The organism is Vibrio sp. YT-17 (genome assembly GCF_033337375.1).
GTDB classification, from domain to species: domain Bacteria; phylum Pseudomonadota; class Gammaproteobacteria; order Enterobacterales; family Vibrionaceae; genus Vibrio; species Vibrio alginolyticus.
Genome location: NZ_JAWOQP010000106.1, coordinates 1 through 1,289, shown reverse-complemented (window position 1 = coordinate 1,289; position 1,289 = coordinate 1). Strand labels below are relative to the sequence as shown.

Below are 1,289 nucleotides of genomic sequence, written 5' to 3'. Positions count from 1 at the left end.
TTAATTCGTGCAACGCTTATGGTTTGGGCGGATTGGTTAGGGCAAATCGCCATTTACCCGAGCCAAATTGCAGCAGGTACGTTAGTCGCGATTATCGGTAGTACCTACTTCTTGTTTCTGATGCTCAAAAGTAAGTTCCGATAGCTTGGCGTAAAGATAAGCGAAAAAAGAAACCCGCTCTTTGGGAGTTTACTCCGAAGCAGCGGGTTTCTTTTTAATGCGAGTTAGTTGAAGGCAGCGTCGTTCGATTCATCATTCGAAGCAGGAAAACGCTGCTCGTAAAGCTCCATAAAGTCCTGACGAATCAAATGTTCTAAATGGTTCGCCTTATCTGTCGGGCAGAAGATCATCACATGCCCAATCTGCTCACCGTTAATATGACTTGCAATGTAGATGTGCGGGTCTGCGCCCGGCAGGTAAACGCCGGCATGCTTCTCGATCATGGCATTGTAACGATGTGCAACATCACTAAAGTAACTGCAATGCTCATCAATTTTGTCCGTTAACGGTGTCAGTAGCGGATACAGGTTGACGAAGTCTTTCACCACAATCGTGAAATTATGGTAAACATAACGCTTCATGAAGTTGAGGTTTTTAACCGGATAGGTGAAAAACATACTATTAGGCAACGTCGCGGTTTTACCCGTGTAATGGTATTGCCCGTGATGCAAATCGATCTCTTGAATCACGGTCGCCATCATGTTGTGTTCGATAACCTCGCCACACAACTTCCCCACTTCAATCCAATCACCCACTCGAAACGAGCGCGAACTTGCACGTTGAATCGAGCCTGTAAAACACAAAATGATCTCTTTCGATGCCACCACAATAGCAACCGCAATCGCTGTAACACTGAGCGCAAACTCACTGATTTCTGATTGCCAGAGGATAAACAGGATCAGCAATGTGAACGCAAACGTACCGTTTTTGGTTCTCGACATCCAACTGCGTTGATCTTCGGTTAAAAAGGCATGATCACCGCGAATCATCGACAAAATTGAACGACGTACCAACCACATAAAAAACAAAATTAATGTGGTAAACAGCATTTTGTGCGTGAGAAGAAAATCGACGACCAACTGCACTTTCTTCATTAGCCAGCTCCCGTGTTACAGACTTATTACCTTTCGAATAGTAATGGGTAACCATAACAAATTATTCTGTCAGTTGTCCGTGTTCACTCTCTTTAAATACGATAAAGGCACGTCGATTCAGTGCGTTCGCTTCCGAAGTCGTTTGATTTATGACCGGTTGCAGTTCACCAAACGCTTTGACCTCCCAAACAAGCC

Annotated in this window: 2 protein-coding genes and 1 pseudogene; 1 reads left to right on the top strand and 2 read right to left on the bottom strand. The window is 44.5% G+C overall.

What is annotated here, in order from left to right; genetic code table 11:
- A partial coding sequence (locus tag R7F67_RS24205; protein ID WP_318057461.1) for an iron chelate uptake ABC transporter family permease subunit occupies positions 1-144 on the top strand: 144 nt, incomplete at its 5' end.
- A gap of 80 nt (positions 145-224) precedes the next feature.
- Here the strand turns inward: R7F67_RS24205 and R7F67_RS24200 are convergent.
- Both R7F67_RS24200 and R7F67_RS24195 read right to left on the bottom strand, forming a co-directional pair.
- A complete protein-coding gene (locus R7F67_RS24200) occupies positions 225-1,094 on the bottom strand; it encodes a mechanosensitive ion channel family protein (RefSeq protein ID WP_318057460.1) in 870 nt (289 codons plus the stop codon).
- Between the two features lie 61 nt (positions 1,095-1,155).
- Positions 1,156-1,289: pseudogene (locus tag R7F67_RS24195) on the bottom strand (OmpA family protein); the annotation flags it as partial.